The sequence below is a fragment of the Methylovulum psychrotolerans genome, from assembly GCF_002209385.1.
GTDB classification, from domain to species: Bacteria; Pseudomonadota; Gammaproteobacteria; order Methylococcales; family Methylomonadaceae; genus Methylovulum; species Methylovulum psychrotolerans.
The window spans coordinates 4,161,452-4,176,172 of the sequence record NZ_CP022129.1 but is presented as its reverse complement, the minus strand read 5'-3'; the positions used below and the strand labels follow the sequence as shown (position 1 = coordinate 4,176,172).

Annotated in this window: 12 protein-coding genes; 5 read left to right on the top strand and 7 right to left on the bottom strand. The window is 48.3% G+C overall.

Going from position 1 to position 14,721, the window contains the following annotated elements:
- Positions 1-2 precede the first annotated feature (2 nt).
- The 3 genes from CEK71_RS18800 to CEK71_RS23990 form a co-directional block, all read right to left on the bottom strand.
- Positions 3-1,004: an SMEK domain-containing protein gene (locus tag CEK71_RS18800; protein WP_088620820.1), complete on the bottom strand. Its 1,002-nt coding sequence runs from the start codon at positions 1,002-1,004 to the stop codon at positions 3-5.
- 837 nt (positions 1,005-1,841) lie between these two features.
- Positions 1,842-3,734, bottom strand: a complete 1,893-nt coding sequence (locus CEK71_RS18795) for a DCC1-like thiol-disulfide oxidoreductase family protein (RefSeq protein WP_088620819.1) — start codon at positions 3,732-3,734, stop codon at positions 1,842-1,844.
- Positions 3,735-3,892: 158 nt separating this feature from the next.
- Positions 3,893-4,024: a hypothetical protein gene (locus tag CEK71_RS23990; protein ID WP_269766569.1), complete on the bottom strand. Its 132-nt coding sequence runs from the start codon at positions 4,022-4,024 to the stop codon at positions 3,893-3,895.
- Positions 4,025-4,357: 333 nt separating this feature from the next.
- Between CEK71_RS23990 and CEK71_RS18790 the strand changes: the two genes are divergently transcribed.
- Together CEK71_RS18790 and CEK71_RS18785 are read left to right on the top strand one after the other, a co-directional pair.
- Entirely contained in the window at positions 4,358-4,747 is a 390-nt protein-coding gene (locus CEK71_RS18790) for an Hsp70 family protein (protein WP_088620818.1), read from the top strand.
- 106 nt (positions 4,748-4,853) lie between these two features.
- Positions 4,854-5,231, top strand: coding sequence for a hypothetical protein (locus tag CEK71_RS18785; protein ID WP_332455530.1), 378 nt, complete (start codon positions 4,854-4,856; stop codon positions 5,229-5,231).
- A gap of 74 nt (positions 5,232-5,305) precedes the next feature.
- Here CEK71_RS18785 and CEK71_RS18780 read toward each other — a convergent pair whose 3' ends face one another.
- Together CEK71_RS18780 and CEK71_RS23730 are read right to left on the bottom strand one after the other, a co-directional pair.
- On the bottom strand, positions 5,306-5,494 hold the full coding sequence (locus CEK71_RS18780) for a DUF2970 domain-containing protein (protein ID WP_088620816.1): 189 nt from the start codon (positions 5,492-5,494) through the stop codon (positions 5,306-5,308).
- Between the two features lie 336 nt (positions 5,495-5,830).
- Complete coding sequence (locus CEK71_RS23730; protein ID WP_232463689.1) at positions 5,831-5,974, bottom strand: hypothetical protein; 144 nt, start codon at positions 5,972-5,974, stop codon at positions 5,831-5,833.
- 31 nt (positions 5,975-6,005) lie between these two features.
- Between CEK71_RS23730 and metH the strand changes: the two genes are divergently transcribed.
- From metH to CEK71_RS18760, 3 genes are all read left to right on the top strand, one after another.
- Positions 6,006-9,674: a methionine synthase gene (gene metH, locus CEK71_RS18770; RefSeq protein WP_088620815.1), complete on the top strand. Its 3,669-nt coding sequence runs from the start codon at positions 6,006-6,008 to the stop codon at positions 9,672-9,674.
- Positions 9,675-9,843: 169 nt separating this feature from the next.
- Complete coding sequence (locus CEK71_RS18765; protein WP_198328327.1) at positions 9,844-10,155, top strand: type II toxin-antitoxin system HicB family antitoxin; 312 nt, start codon at positions 9,844-9,846, stop codon at positions 10,153-10,155.
- Positions 10,156-10,486: 331 nt separating this feature from the next.
- Entirely contained in the window at positions 10,487-12,682 is a 2,196-nt protein-coding gene (locus tag CEK71_RS18760) for a GmrSD restriction endonuclease domain-containing protein (protein WP_198328326.1), read from the top strand.
- On the opposite strand, the gene CEK71_RS18755 is transcribed toward CEK71_RS18760, so the two are convergent.
- Positions 12,679-13,194, bottom strand: a complete 516-nt coding sequence (locus CEK71_RS18755) for a GNAT family N-acetyltransferase (RefSeq protein WP_198328324.1) — start codon at positions 13,192-13,194, stop codon at positions 12,679-12,681. The two genes, CEK71_RS18760 and CEK71_RS18755, sit on opposite strands and share 4 nt — an antisense overlap.
- 45 nt (positions 13,195-13,239) lie before the next feature.
- The gene (locus CEK71_RS18750; protein WP_088620812.1) at positions 13,240-14,406 is read right to left on the bottom strand and encodes a hypothetical protein; all 1,167 of its coding nucleotides are present in this window, start codon (positions 14,404-14,406) and stop codon (positions 13,240-13,242) included.
- Between the last annotated feature and the right edge of the window lie 315 nt (positions 14,407-14,721).

Below are 14,721 nucleotides of genomic sequence, written 5' to 3'. Positions count from 1 at the left end.
AATCATGACTCATGCACCCCGATATCGCACAATTCAAAGAAATACGCGATAATAATCCACGCGATATTCATCGCGTTAAAATCTTTAATATCCATTTTTGCTTCAATCGCCTCATGCAACTTATAAATGGTTTTATTAAAACAAACCGCGTATTGCCGTGCCAAGCCATGTAATTCCGCTAACGATTTAGATTCTAATTCAGAGCGGCGGACTGCTGCGTGCAATTGCGCCATCAAAATGGTTTTGTAAAGCTCATCCACTACAAATCCTCTTAATGTCGTCAAAAGATTGTTTTCTTGCGATATGCTTTCAACAATATCCCGATAATCCAACCCTTTGTTAATTTCACTGGCGATCCTATTGTTGATATTATTCAACTTTAACTTTTCATGGCTATCCACATTGCCAAAATCATCGTTATACATTGGTTTAATTGTTGATTTTTGTCCTATCAAATGCCTAAAAATTAAATCCAAAACGATTTCATCCGTATATCTGCCGCTTTGGCTTTCAAAATACCGTTTATTTAACCCAATCAATCGAGTCGTCTCAAGATTGTTTATATCCTTGATTAAATCTTTATGATCATGGAGACAATCGATAATATTGACATTGAATCGGGCATTAATCTCCGTGATTGTCTCTTTTTTCAACGTTGCTTTACCTAAAAGAAAAAATAGCTTTATCCGGTAGCCCTGATATTCTGGCTTTTGCAAAGCAACAAGGGTATTTTCAATCTTAGCCTTTGTTTTTGTTGTCGTAATTTGATAAGCAAGCTTGCTTCCTTTATCCACTAAATCTACACAAGGGCTGTTAGCACTATCAAAATTAGCGTTTTCCAACTTACATGGCGCGTAAACATAATTAAAAATATCCCTAAAATAATTTTCGCCATGAATATTAAGCGATAAGTCATTGATTACCTGGTGCTGCTCAATATCATATCGGATAATAGCAAGTGTTCTGCTGATATTGTCAAATGCGGACTTTCTTTTATCAATCATTAGTAATGTTATGCTTAAGCTGTGTTACGGTCTTTTTAAACGGCTCACTTTTGTCGCTCAAGTTTTACCTGTTCTTGTGGAAAAGCAATGCACTTTGTTTAACAAGCAAACCGGAAAAAACCTATCGGCTGTTACGGGTTTACCCTATATATACTCCAAACGGTCAATTTTTCGGTTTTTTTGGTAGGGTACGCTGTGCGTACCTTTAAAAACCCTCATAAAATCAGTGCAAAAGGTACGCACAGCGTACCCTACAGTAAATTGTAAAAGCCGAAAATATAGTTAGGATAACAATATCAGTGCCGCTAACGGTATTATGTAAAGAGGCAATCATAACTGACTGCCTACATTAGGTAAATGTAAAAATCAGGGGAGGGAGACGGACTCCGTTACAATTTATTGTTTTTAATTAACTTATTCATATTTTCAATATCCGGTAGCTGAGCTATTTATCCGAATGTTAAAAACTTGAACATCAAGAAATAGAAAATAGATGCGCACTTATTTTTTGGTTTGTCACCAAGACCGCCGCTTTCCGCCAGGCGAAAAAAAACCCAGCCCGAGGGCTGGGTTTTTTTTTGCTTCAAAGCGTTTGCTTACAGTTCGATTGAACTAGAAACTTTTTGTTTTGAACCATCTGGATCATCCATACAGCCAGACAAGCCAACAACCATCAATGCCATAGCCAAAAGTGCTAGAATTTTTTTCATAATATTATCCTCCAAAGGGGTTTAACTTATTTTATTTATTGTGCGTCAATGTATGAAAGCACGGGCAATTTATATCATGGCTCAGGGATTCATGCAATAATTAAAGTCATTTGCTTTATTGGCCGCTTTACAGCGAATTGATATTATTGGGCAAATCAACGGCAATCACATTGTTCGTCCATTTGGCCGAACCGATAGGAACCCACGGCGCGGCAAAGTTTTGGTGCAGTTGGTCGTATACCCAATGGTTGGGGGCGTTAATTTTCTTAAGTTGGATATGAAAAACGGTGTTATTGAGGTTTAAGCCTAGCTGATGCCCCCAAAATGCCGTCACTTTCATGATGAATTTTTCCAGCCGGACATTGTTGATGGTCGGTGTCACCGCAATGTTTGCCCACATCGAATGTACCCGCCCCCAATTGGGCGCGAGCAAGCGGCCTTGTTCGTTGACGAACGGCAGCCATTGCTCCTGCCCTTGCGCATCGGTGTAGGTGATGGCGACAATCCGGTCGTAGCCGGAAAAATGGTCGTGCAGGTACAGCGCGTGCGGGGCGATGCCCAAAAAGGTTTGCGACAGCTCCAGCACGGCGTTACTGCCTTTGGCCATGATGTTGGTGACGGGGTTTTGTGTCGTGTCGATGTCCAGCCGATAGACAATGCCGTAGTGGAAGGTGCTGTTCAGTTGCAGCAGTACGATGGCGGTCAGGATTTTTCCCAGTTTACGGGTAAAGGCTTTGGGTTTGGTGTTGGCCAAACTGACAAAGTAGCGTTGGTAAGCGGTGGTCTCGGTAAAAGGCGGGCTGACCAGGCAGGTGCTAGTGCATTCGACCCGCGCCCGGGTGTCGGCAATAGCGCGGTATTGTCGGGTCGCCAGTAAGTGAATGCCCGGCAGGCGCAAAATAAGCCCCATAGGGGCTAGCCAGCGCATTTTTACCAAGATTTGGCTATAAGTGTCCACTCCAGAATAAAGTCGCCCCTGGCCGTCCACAGCGAATAAATCCGTCAATAGGGTTTGCGGGCTGAGCGAGGCCAGGGCGGGGTAGTTGGCGGCATGGTCTTGGGCGTTTTTAAAGTCGATGCACTTGAAGATGTCCAAGTGGTTCAGGGTCAGCACGGTGCGGTTACACAAGGGGCATTGCTTGTCATAAAACACCGTCAGTGCGGGTTGGGCGGCGCATAACCAGCGGCCCACTGTCCGCCACACCGAAAACGGCACCAGCAGGGTGTAAAATGCCAGCATCCCCAAGCCGAACGGGTAGATGTTCAGCGACAGGGTGATGCCTAAGTGTATGGCCATGCCGACCAGCAGGTAGACGGGGCGCAGGCGGCGTTGGTGGAAACCGAAAATAAAAGTGAACTGGAACACCAAAATGGTGTAGCCGATGGTCTTTTCTAGCCATTCGTTATTGAGCAGCCAAGACATATCCAAAGCCGAGACATAGTAAGGCTGGGTCGAGGGCAGCCATGAGCCTAAGCCGTTGCGCCAGTGCTCGGCGAACAGTTTGTGGATGGCCGAATCAAAATACAAAAAGCCCAGGCAGATCATGACCGGCACATAATAGGCCAGCACCGACACGGTGGCCGGGGCGTAGTGTTGGTACGGCACGAACGGGGTGCTGAGCTTGCGCCTCAGGTTGTCCAAGGAAAAAGCCCGCTCGCCCGGCATAAACAGCAGGAAGAAGTTAGCGCCGATCATAAACAGGTCGAAGCCGCCGTCAAAATCGCGCTGCATGGGCGTAAAATTGACGAATACCAGCCAGAACAGGTAGTTACTGAGCAAGGCGGCCTGATAGCGGTAGCCGACGGTGACGGCGCAGGCGACCAAGCCCCACAGGCATAAAAACAGCGGGATGGTCGGAAATTCGACATCAATGAACGGGATGGGGTCGAAAATCAGATGGTTAAAGTAAAACAGGAAAATAATTTCTTGTAGGGTAACCAAGCCGTAGGCGATACGGAACAAGCCTATGCCGGTGGCAGGGACTTGCTTGGCAAGTAAGGCGGGGAGTTTAGGCAGCATCAGTTAGGCATTCCGGCATTTTGTGAAAAAATGACGAATTGTAGAATAAAACGCTAAACTGTGGGGTAAATATTTGGCAGGGGCTAAACGTACTAAGGCCGTTAGCCTGTCATCAGACGGCTAACGGCCTTAAAGTATGGCGGGATTTTGTTGACGGCTTATTTTTCGTCGTCTGGATGCTCAGCAAATACCCATTTGACTAACGCATAAATAGCACCAATAACTACAACCGCGCCGACCATGCCAGCTGGCTCTTTTAACATTGAAGTGAGATCTAAGATGAACCCCATGGATGTCCTACCTGTAATTTTTTGTATTTTAGAAATTGCTAGTTTGAATAGCAAATGGAAGCTACATGATACTTTAGGCGTAATTAAAGTCAAGCGCTAATTGCCCCTTCATGATGAGATTAGCCCATAAAACCTATAGAGTTACGGGCATTTTTTGGCCGTGGGGCAGGTGTCTATAAGGCCTATATGCCTTGCCGGAAAAACCTTAGCCCTTATAGGTTTTGTTGCGCGGCGTAGGCAATTCTTGCCGATTGAAAATTTAAAGCTCGATAGCAAGTGTGGTATAGTTTAAACTTCTCGTTTCACGCAGATCATGTTATGAGGACAAGAAAAATGATAAAAAAATATATGAAGATACTGCCGTTTGCCGCCCTGTTAATGGCATTTTCCGTTCATGCCGATGTTGCATTAAAAGATAATTCGGAGATATTAGGAAAATGGAATTTATACGCTGAAGCGTCGAAGCTTGACGGTGAGAAAAAAGCGGTAAAAGTGGAGTGGGATTTCAAAGCCGACGGTATCCTCAACACAACGGCCACCGATTCGGTGGGCCGGACGAAGGAAATGAAAATAGCCATTAAGTATGCGGTCGAAAATGGCGAAATTAAAAAGCAGACCAAACTCGGACAAGAAAAATACGAATCGTGCAAAGTCATCAGCAAAGAAGGCTCTGAGATGATTATTAAGTGTCCGTTCTTGTTCTATTTTTTAACAAAAATATAAAACTTTACATAAGAAGGGTGTAGCTATGATTGGTGCAATAGTAATGATTTTTGCGGTGATATGGATTTACCAGTCAGGAATCAAGGCAAAAACAAGCAATATTTTCATGTGGTTAGGTATTTGTGCAGGCGTGTTTTTAGCGTCGCAAATCCTATTGTATGATGTCAACATTTACCTTGCCGACTTGCTGGTTTCTTCTGACAGCGGCAAAGATGTGTCCACCGCAGGTTATGAGCGCGATCTGACCAGTGTTGGCGACCGGAAAAACCAAGAAGGCTTCCAAACGACAGGCGGCACGTTTTTGTCGGTCTTTATGGAACTGATGCCGCCTTTGGTCGGTTTCCTGATTTTGGCGGTTATCCGTTTGAAATTCGTCACCAAAGAAAGCTTTTCTGTGCCTAATCTGTTCAGCGGCATTAGCGAAATGGTTGCAGGTGCGGCCAAAGGCGCGGTTGATTCCGTCAAAGAAGGCGTTAAAAAATAAGCCGCCGTTATTGACGGAACGCCCCTAAAAGCCCAGGCAGTGCTTGGGCTTTTTAGTTTGTGGGGTTTGGGGCCTTAACCCAGCACCGCCGAAACGACAAAGATAAGCGTCCCGATAAAAAGTACCGTAAACACGATGCCGGCGATGATGTAGGTTTTTAACGAGCCTTCGGTAAAATCCCTTTCTCTGTTCGCCTTACTCTGTACGCCGATAAATGCCGATAAAACGCTTTTGATTATGTCGATGCCGCTTGGTTTTGTCATTGTCACCCTCCTAAGCTGTAAAAATCTGATATTACGCAGAGATATTCTGCGGTTTAAAAAACAAATAATGAGTCGCTATCGCGACGGTTTTTTTAAATCGGGTTCTCGCACCCGAAGGCGAGATACTTTCTTTTGCTCCGCCAAAAGAAAGTATCCAAAGACAAATCTGCCGGGAGCAGATTTGGATGCACCGCACACGAAGTGCGAGTGCCAGGACGGCACGAGTCAGAAGGCGGCCCGATTGCCGCTTGATCCTGCGCTTCTCGGTTTTGTCGGGGGTCGGTAAAATGGGCTTCCTGCCCATTTACCGACGCGCGGCATCCATGCCGCGCCCCTTTATGCCCTATGGGTATTCGGGCTAATCCCGACAAAACCTGCGATGCTCGGCGCGGCAAACGGGAGAAAAACGGCGTTACTGCGTAACGCCAGTAAAAATAATAGTGTTTGCCGCATTTTTGCGTAATCATTATACGCTGTCATCCAAAAAATTCTTGCTAACCCTTATCCGCACATGAAATCAGCACAGTTAAAACAGTTATTATCCCAAAGAATTTTATTTCTCGACGGTGCAATGGGCACGATGATCCAAAGCTATAAGCTGGAAGAAAAGGACTATCGCGGTAGCCGTTTTGCCAATTGGGAGGTGGATTTAAAAGGCAATAACGACTTATTGACCCTGACCCAGCCGGACATTATAAAAGCTATACACAGCGCGTATTTTGCCGCAGGTACGGATATTGTCGAAACCAATACCTTTAACTCCAACAGTATCGGCATGGGCGATTACCGCATGGAGGCCTTGGTTTATGAGCTCAACTTGGAAGGGGCGCGGCTGGCGCGGGCGGCGGCGGACGACTACAGCCATGACAAGCCGCGCTTTGTCGCGGGCGTGTTAGGCCCTACCAGCCGCACCGCGTCGATGTCCCCGGATGTCAATGATCCGGGCTTTAGGAACATTTCCTTTGATGAACTGGTGGAGACTTACACCGAAGCGACCCGTGGCTTGGTGGACGGCGGTGCGGACATTATCCTGATCGAGACCATTTTCGATACCCTTAACGCCAAAGCCGCCGCCTTTGCCGTCGCCAATGTCTTCGACACCTTGGGCTATAAGCTGCCAGTGATGATTTCCGGTACGATTACCGACGCGTCGGGGCGGACGCTATCCGGCCAAACCGTCGCGGCTTTTTGGCATTCGCTCAAGCATATCGAACCGATTGCGTTCGGCTTTAACTGTGCCTTGGGCGCGAAAGAACTGCGCCAATACATTGCCGAATTGTCCGGCATCGCCGACACGCATGTTTCCGCCCACCCGAACGCGGGCCTGCCGAACGAGTTTGGCGAATACGACGAATCCCCCGAAGCCATGGCGAAAGAGCTGGACGAATGGGCGGCGAACGGCTTTTTAAATATTATCGGCGGCTGTTGCGGCACGACCCCCGCGCATATCAAGGCGATTGCCGATGCGGTGCAAAAACACCCGCCGCGCCTTATCCCCGACCTGCCCAAGCAGTGCCGTTTAGCCGGGCAAGAAGCGATGAGCATCGGCCCTGACAGCCTGTTTGTCAATGTCGGCGAACGCACCAACGTCACCGGCTCGGCGGCGTTTAAAAATTTAATTATCAAAGGCGATTACGAAGCCGCATTAAGCGTGGCAAGGCAACAAGTCGAAAACGGGGCGCAAATTATCGACATCAACATGGATGAAGGCATGTTGGAATCGAAGGAGGCGATGGTGCGGTTTTTGATGCTGATCGCCGCCGAACCCGACATCGCCAAAGTGCCGATTATGCTCGACTCGTCCAAATGGGAGATTTTGGAGGCAGGGCTAAAATGTATCCAAGGCAAGGGCATCGTCAACTCCATTTCCATGAAAGAGGGCGAAGCCGCCTTTATCCGCCATGCCAAACTGGTCAAACGCTACGGCGCGGCAGTGATTGTCATGGCCTTTGATGAAGTCGGCCAAGCCGACACCCAAGCGCGTAAGGTCGAGATTTGCCAACGCGCTTATAAAATCTTGGTCGAACAAATCGGCTTCCCGCCCGAAGACATTATTTTTGACCCGAACATCTTCGCCGTCGCGACGGGTATAGAAGAGCACAACAATTACGGGGTGGATTTTATCGAAGCCACCCGCGTCATCAAACAGACCTTACCGCACGCGCTGATTTCCGGCGGCGTGTCCAACGTGTCGTTCTCGTTCCGTGGCAATAATCCGGTGCGCGAAGCCATCCATGCGGTATTTTTATACCACGCTATCCAAGCAGGCATGTCGATGGGTATCGTCAACGCCGGGCAATTGGCGATTTATGAAGACATTCCGCGTGATTTGCGCGATGCCGTCGAAGACGTGATTTTGAACCGTCATGACGGCAGCGGCACGGAAAAGTTGTTGGAATTGGCGGAAAAATACAAAGGCGACGGCAGCTCCAACGAGGTGAAGCCGGAAGAGCTGGAATGGCGCGGTTGGCCAGTCAGCAAACGTTTGGAACATGCCTTGGTCAAAGGCATCACCGACTTTATCGACGAAGACACCGAAGCGGCACGGTTAGAAGCCGAACGCCCCTTGCACGTCATTGAGGGGCCGTTAATGGACGGTATGAACGTGGTCGGCGATTTGTTCGGCGCGGGCAAAATGTTCTTGCCGCAGGTCGTCAAATCGGCGCGGGTCATGAAAAAAGCCGTGGCTTACCTGATGCCGTTTATGGAAGCCGACAAAGCCGCCGGGGATCGGCAAACCAACGGCAAAATCCTGATGGCGACGGTTAAAGGCGATGTCCACGACATCGGCAAAAACATCGTCGGCGTGGTTTTGCAGTGTAACAATTACGATGTGATTGATTTGGGGGTGATGGTGTCCGCCGAAAAAATCCTCCAAACCGCACGGCTGGAAAAAGTCGATATTATCGGCCTCAGCGGCCTGATTACGCCGTCGTTGGATGAAATGGTGCATGTCGCCAAAGAAATGCAGCGCCAAGGCTTTACCATCCCGCTGATGATCGGCGGCGCGACCACTTCCCGCGCCCACACCGCCGTAAAAATCGAACCCCATTACACGGGCGCGACGCTGTACGTTACCGATGCTTCCCGCGCGGTTGGAGTTGCCAGCAATCTGTTGAGCAATGAGCTGAAAGACGAGTTTATCAGCAGCACCCGCGCCGAATACGAACTGGTGCGCGAGCGCCATAAAGGCAAAGAGTCCAAAACCAAACAACACAGCATCGCCGCCGCCCGCGCCAATAAGTTTACGGTCGGTGCGCACCTGCCTGTCAAACCGCGCTTTTTAGGCCTAAAAGTCCTTGAAGACGTGGCGTTGGCGACGTTGGCGGAATTTATCGATTGGTCGCCGTTTTTCCAAACCTGGGAAATGGCCGGCAGTTACCCGAAAATCTTGGAAGATGCCGTTATCGGCAGCGAAGCCCGGCAACTGTTTGCCGATGCCCAAGCTATGCTCAAGCAAATTATTGACGGGCAGTGGCTAGGTTGCCGCGCCGTTATTGGTTTCTTCCCCGCCAACAGTGACGGTGATGATGTGCTGGTCTATACCGACGAGAGCCGTACCGAGGTGCTGGAAACCCTGCACCATTTGCGTCAGCAAAACGTCAAAGCCCCAGGCCGGCCCAATTACTGCCTGTCGGACTTTATCGCCCCCAAAAACAGCGGGGTTGCCGATTACATCGGCGGCTTTGCGGTCACTACGGGTATCGGCATCGAAAGCAAATTACAAGAATTTGCCGATGACCATGACGATTACAAATCCATCATGCTCAAAGCCTTAGCCGACCGCCTTGCCGAAGCCTTTGCCGAGTATCTGCATTTGCGGGTGCGTAAAGACTACTGGGGCTATGCCGAAGACGAAAACCATGCCAACGAGGACTTAATCAACGAAGTTTACCAAGGCATCCGCCCCGCCCCCGGCTACCCGGCTTGCCCTGACCATACCGAAAAGGCCAAGCTGTTCGCCTTGCTGGATGTCACCGCCCACACCACCATCGAACTGACCGAAAGCTTCGCCATGTACCCCGCCTCAGCCGTCAGCGGCTGGTACTTCGCCCATCCTGACGCGCAATATTTTAACGTCGGCAAGATTGATAAGGATCAGTTGCAGGATTACGCACGGCGCAAGGGTATTGCTGAAGAGGTGGCGGAACGGTGGTTGGCGGCGCATTTGCATCATTGAGGGCGGGGGGCGTTGTATAAGCCACGGTTCAGTTTGACCAGAAAGACAGGAGCAGCAACATGTTCTGTTATCCTGCCATCCTTGAACAAGACCCCGATACGGGAACCATTATGGTTTCTTTCCCCGACTTACCTTTGCCCATTCGGTCGGCGAAGATGAAGCCGAAGCGTTGCTCAATGCCGAAGCGGCGTTAGTGACGGCTTTTGAAATCTGCGAAGAACAACGGCAGGCGATACCTATGCCTTCTGTTGCGGCATCAGGCCAAGTGTTGGTTAATTTGCCGGTGATCGTGGCGGGCAAAGTCGCCCTTTACAACGCCATGCTGGCCGAATCCAAACGTAAGGCGGATATGGCGCGGTTACTGAATATCGCGCCGATGCTGGTGGATAGGTCGCTGTCGTTTCGGCATAAAAGCCGGATAGAGCAGATTGAAACGGCGTTGGCGGTATTGGGGCGGCGGTTGGTGGTGGGGGTGATGTAGCGGGTGTGGTAACTAACACGCAATTACCGCACCCATAGCCCCACTGCCATTAAGTTAAGGAGTTATGCTTTATATTTCAATAATGTAGAGATTAGGTTAATCCGTTCGTGGTGAGCCTGTCCCACAGGGACTTCCGCTGGTCGTCGAACCATAGACGGATTAACCGCCCATCCTTCGACAGGCTCAGGACGAACGGTTAATCCTACTTGGCGTTATACAAATATATAAAACACTGATTAATAACACTAAATACATTAGCTTAATGGCAGTGACCCACAGCCCCCAAACATATTTGACCCACATAAATAATCTATCTTATCCACATAACCCTATGGATGTAAAAGCGAATATGACGGCGAACGGTTCGGCAGAAACACAGGGCATACACTCTAAAATGAATAAGCTTTTTCCTGAAAATCAAACGGTTGCGGCTCTCCCTATTACGGAATATTTAGATTGGGCAGCACACCCTGACCGCTATTCGACCATATTGGCTATGCCTCCCATCCAACGCGGCTTTGTCTGGAAACCAAAGCAAATACAGGATTTATGGGATTCACTGCTCAGGAATATGCCAATCGGTAGTCTGCTGTTAAAAGCATCAGGTGCTGGTGTAAAAAGTGGCAAAGTCACTTCTGGCGCAAGGATTATCGAAGAAAATTCAAAACCGAGTTTCCATCTAATGGATGGACAGCAACGGACGCTGGCTATGTTGTTGGGCTTTCCCTGTGCCAATGGGGCGCAACATAAATTATGGGTGGATTTTAGTGAGCCTGGAAAAAATGGCTCTATATTCCAATTGCGTGTGACTACCGCCGCCCAACCGTTTGGTTATGCAGCCGATGGCGGTCGCCTATCTCTCCATGAGAGGCGTGAGGCGCGTATCCACTGGGATAATGATGACAAAGCAAAAGCAGAAAAAAGCCATTTGGAGGTTTTTAATGACGCAATGACTAGGCCATGGAAAGCCGGGGGTAAGCGGCAAGAATATCTTGTTGAGGTCAACAAATTTTGGGAATGGCTGGACACCGATGGCGGATCAGAGATGCAAAAGGAGGTTGTCCAAAAATGGTTGATGCCAAATCAAGAAATTGACTTAGATGATCTGATTTTGGAACGGGTAAAGAGTTTTCGCTTGGCCTTGACACGCTTACGGACTCAATGGATAGCGGTAATAAAAATTCCTGACATTGAAAAACAAGCCGATATTGAAGATCCAAGCCATGACTATTTGACCATATTATTTGACCGGATTTCATCCAATGGCACTCGGCTTAGCCCGGATGACCTGCTTTTTTCGATGATTAAGCAGTCTTGGCCGGAAGCACATAACATCGTTTACGCGCTTCAAAAAGAGGTCGGCTCCCTCATGAAGCCAACCGATTTTGTTATGACAGCCTTTAGATTGGCGGTATTACAATCTGGAAACGCCAAATTGGGTGATCCAGAACTCAATGCCAAGACCTTTCATCGGCACCTTAGCGAATTGCTTGGTATAGATGACAGTCCGGGGTGCTTGCGGAAAATGATTGGTAATGAAGGTATTCTGGTCAAAGCCTTCAAGAGCTTAGTGGAGATGATTGAATATCGTGGCGGTCAAGATATTGGGATTCCAAAGATTATGTTTCCGTTCATGAATGACTCGATGTTACAAGTCATTTTATATTGGCTTATTTGCAATCGGGAAAATAGCGTCTCTTTTAAGGATTTAAGAGAAGAGGTTATTCGTTTTATCTTGTTTTGGTTTGTGTGCAGCAAGGATACTGCATCTGCTTATAAAGCCAGTAGAGTCGCAATGGAAGTTGTTCGCGGGGAAACCGGATGTTTTCCAGGAAAAAAATTATATCAAACGCTTACAGCTCAACAAGACAAAGGCGACTCGTTGTTTTTACCGTTAGTTGCCCCTTCTCAGAACGTCTTGGACAGTAAGCAATTTCGTAAGCAGGATGAGAGAACAAGCTATTTTTTTGGCGATATACACTTTTTGTTGTATGCCAATTTCGTGTCTAACAAAAAACTATTGCTTTGGTTTCAACGGCAATGGGCGGTAAAAAAGTTTGGTGAAGAAAAATTTGTGCCAATGGCCGGCCAAGATGAAGATAATGTGCCTTACGATTTTGACCATCTTATTCCGCAATCAAACTGGTCATCACTTTTTAGTATGGATAGAAATGGCATAAAAAACCAAGGAAATAGGAAGGAATTTGAAAACCTATACTATCGGCGAGCCTTAGGCAATTCTATTGGCAACTATCGGGTTATGGATAGCTCGGAAAACCGAAGTCGGGGTGATAGCTCTTTAAGGGTAGAACTGGTTGAGCCAAGTGATACATGGGAAGTCTACGCCATTAATCCTGCTGATAAGATAGAGCGTGAAAAGTGGTTACTGGCATCCCCGGAAGAGGGATGGCGATGGGATGATGATCGTCTGCTGGCTTTTCAGTACGCCGTTGAATCACGCGTTTTGTATTTATATAACCGCTATTTTGAGGAAGTGATGTTTAGCAAGTGGGTGTCGGGTGGCTAAAAACTATTCTCGCTTTCGTGGTTACACGGTGTGTAGAAATTTTTCACCATCTTAACCAACTCAAACGCCGCGCCGTTTGACAATATATGGCGGTATCTTTTGCATTCAGAAAAACCGCGCTGTTGGTAAAAAGGCTCGCCTGCTAGCGTTGCCGTCAGGTATAGTGTCTTAATGCCGTGACGTGCACAGTCACGCTCGCAGCGGTTAAGGAGCTGGGTGGCGATGCCTTGGCGGGCGAACTCAGGATGCACGAAAAAGCTGCGTATTTCTGCCTGTTCTGGGTGGGTGCTATCCTGCGCCCAGCCGCCACAGGCAATAAGGGCTGTTTCTGGTTTGGCGATAAAAAAGCGGCCTGTGGTGATGAGTTCTTCTAACCCGCCGATGAGTTCCAAAGCCGTTGCAATGACGGGTTTGGGGTAATACGGCGCTTGCAGTGTCTGCGCGGAGGCGGTCATCAGCGTTTGGATGGCAGGGACATCTTGCCAACAGGCGGTATGGATGTTCAGCGTCATAATCCTTGTTTGGCTTTTGGCCATTATTTGCCCATTTTCAAGCCCTTACTTAGGAGGGGCCGATGGTATGTCATTAACCGTTGGGTTGGCGGTACTGGGTGTGCGTAAACTTTTAGTCCACTCTTTAATCCGATCAATTCCCGAATCGAACAGCGAAAAAGCCACTTCGATGCTATAGCCCATCGTTAAGGACATGAGGGTCAGGTTTAAGTTAAAGCCCTGGGTCTCGTTAGCATCGGCGGAGATGAAGATGCCGCTGATGGCCCCTAACAGGCCGCCCAAGCAAAGGCGCATGGTCATCATGCCATGCGGCGACGGCGCGTAGCTGTTAGTGGCCAGTTGGAATAAGGTATGGCGGGTCACATAAGCGGTCGCGCCGATAAAGCCCAGCAATAACGGTAAAACGTATCGGGACAGCACGGTATAGGTTGCCGAGGCATATTTGCGCTCAAGGGCGACGCAGCGCAGTAAATCGGCATTCTCCAGGTCGATAGTGTCCCGATAACGGGCGCAGCTTTTGAGGGTGTTGAGCGTTGACTCGCTGAGGGTCAGAAAGCCCAGGCGTTCCAAGGGCATGACCAAATCGCTCAAAGCGTGTGACGCGGCATCAAGCTTTAAGTAAAGCGTCAAAATTTCGTTGCGTATTTGTAAGTTTTGGTTGGCTGGGGACTGTTCGTTGAGCAAAAGCTCGGCAGTCTTTTGCGCTTTTAGGTCGTCAAGCAATTGTGAGGAATGGGTCAGGGTTTCAGACAGCAACGCAATGTAACACTGGCTGACGACATAAAAACTGACGAACATCAGCAAACAAAAGGTGATGACACCCAAATCTTGTTGGCAACGTTTCACTAACAGGCTTTTGTGTGAATTCAGGCCAAAAAAACGTATAAGCTTTGCCGTTAGGGTTTTTTTCTCGCTGGCAGTGTCCTCAACGGTAGCCGCCGTATTTTTAAGCCCGTCGGCAATTTGGATGCTCACATCGGTAACGGGGCTGATTAACTGCGACAGTTGCGCATAAACCGTCCACAACAAAATTTCCGTCTCGGCGGAAAAGTCTTCATGGCGGGTGTATAGCGACTTAACGCTGCGGTTGATAAGATCCTCGCTTACGGTAATCTGCGGATTGCCGATGGCATAGCGTAGCATACGGCCTACCGTTTCTTGGGCTTGGCGGATTCTTGCGGTGTGGTGGTCGGCTTTTAGATAGGCGTTCATACTATTTCGGCAAAATGGGGGGGTAGGACGGCCTTAAATAAAAATAGCGCGTATTGTTAGGTGTTGGCGGGTAAACAACACGGTTGCGTGGAGCTGATTTTAAGGGGAGAGAAGCCGTAAGGAGATAAATCCCCGGCTTTGGCTAGATTATAGGAGGGCTTAAAACACTTTGGTAGTGAATAATTCACATTTTGAAAAATAAATTTGTTAAAATTTTAGCCTGCCGCTATTACTTGGCCAGCAAGCCACGGTATTCTTGCGTGACGTGGCCTGTAATGATGAGCGTCCCACACCTGTGAATACTTACCTTTTTAT

What these genes read in the sequence shown, in the direction of transcription:
- CEK71_RS18800 (WP_088620820.1), bottom strand. Translation starts at nt 1,004, where the DNA reads ATGATTGATAAAAGAAAGTCCGCATTTGACAATATCAGCAGAACACTT.
- CEK71_RS18795 (WP_088620819.1), bottom strand. Translation starts at nt 3,734, where the DNA reads ATGCTGCCTAAACTCCCCGCCTTACTTGCCAAGCAAGTCCCTGCCACC.
- CEK71_RS23990 (WP_269766569.1), bottom strand. Translation starts at nt 4,024, where the DNA reads ATGGGGTTCATCTTAGATCTCACTTCAATGTTAAAAGAGCCAGCTGGC.
- CEK71_RS18790 (WP_088620818.1), top strand. Translation starts at nt 4,358, where the DNA reads ATGATAAAAAAATATATGAAGATACTGCCGTTTGCCGCCCTGTTAATG.
- CEK71_RS18785 (WP_332455530.1), top strand. Translation starts at nt 4,854, where the DNA reads ATGTGGTTAGGTATTTGTGCAGGCGTGTTTTTAGCGTCGCAAATCCTA.
- CEK71_RS18780 (WP_088620816.1), bottom strand. Translation starts at nt 5,494, where the DNA reads ATGACAAAACCAAGCGGCATCGACATAATCAAAAGCGTTTTATCGGCA.
- CEK71_RS23730 (WP_232463689.1), bottom strand. Translation starts at nt 5,974, where the DNA reads ATGACAGCGTATAATGATTACGCAAAAATGCGGCAAACACTATTATTT.
- metH (WP_088620815.1), top strand. Translation starts at nt 6,006, where the DNA reads ATGAAATCAGCACAGTTAAAACAGTTATTATCCCAAAGAATTTTATTT.
- CEK71_RS18760 (WP_198328326.1), top strand. Translation starts at nt 10,487, where the DNA reads ATGGATGTAAAAGCGAATATGACGGCGAACGGTTCGGCAGAAACACAG.
- CEK71_RS18755 (WP_198328324.1), bottom strand. Translation starts at nt 13,194, where the DNA reads ATGACGCTGAACATCCATACCGCCTGTTGGCAAGATGTCCCTGCCATC.
- CEK71_RS18750 (WP_088620812.1), bottom strand. Translation starts at nt 14,406, where the DNA reads ATGAACGCCTATCTAAAAGCCGACCACCACACCGCAAGAATCCGCCAA.